This window comes from Burkholderia sp. E168m23, assembly GCF_016586125.1.
In the GTDB taxonomy this organism is placed as follows: domain Bacteria; phylum Pseudomonadota; class Gammaproteobacteria; order Burkholderiales; family Burkholderiaceae; genus Burkholderia; species Burkholderia orbicola.
Map to the genome: position 1 here is coordinate 1 of NZ_BCPP01001612.1, position 725 is coordinate 725.

The window sequence follows — 725 nt, forward strand, 5'->3', positions numbered from 1 at the left end:
TGCCTGCTGCCGTGGCTGTCGACCGAACGGAACGTCGCGTTCGGTCTCGCCTTCGAACATCAGGAGCGCCTCACGCGCGATCAGCAACGCGAACGCGTTCGCTCGGCGCTGCATGCGGTCGGGCTCGAAGCCGCCGCGTCGCTGCGCCCGGCCCAGCTTTCCGGCGGCATGGCGCAGCGCGCGGCGCTCGCCCGCGCGCTGGCGCGTCAACCGCACGCGCTGCTGCTCGACGAGCCGTTCTCGGCGCTCGACGAAGTCACGCGCGCCGCGATGCAGCAGTTGCTGGTGAACATCGTCGCGACGACGCGCTGCGCGACGGTGCTCGTGACCCACGATATCGACGAGGCGCTGCTAGTGGCCGATCGCATCGTGCTGCTCGGCACGCAGGGCCGCTTCATCGACGCGTGGCACGTCGATTATCCGCACCCGCGCGACGCGTTCGTCAGCGAACTCGGCACGATGCGCATCGACATCCTGAAGGCGTTGCAGGCCGGCATGAAGCGCCCGCACGCGTCCGAACTCCATCCCTTGAACTGACCTCCCTATCCATGTGCCAGATTCCGATGTCGCGCCGCGAATGGCTGAAGCTCGCGGCCCTGTTCACCGCGACGGGCGCCGCCCCGTTGCTGTCGATGGCAAATGCGCACGCCGCGGCCGAACCGGATGCGCCGGTTCGCATCGGCTACCTGCCGATCACCGACGCGGCCCCGCTGCTGGTCCGCCCA

Annotated in this window: 1 protein-coding gene and 1 pseudogene; both read left to right on the forward strand. The window is 69.4% G+C overall.

Annotated elements, in window-relative coordinates:
- Positions 1-537: ATP-binding cassette domain-containing protein (locus JMF90_RS39205; protein WP_201326564.1), on the forward strand; the 537-nt coding region annotated here is incomplete at its 5' end.
- Positions 538-548: 11 nt separating this feature from the next.
- Positions 549-725, forward strand: a pseudogene (locus JMF90_RS39210) (ABC transporter substrate-binding protein); the annotation flags it as partial.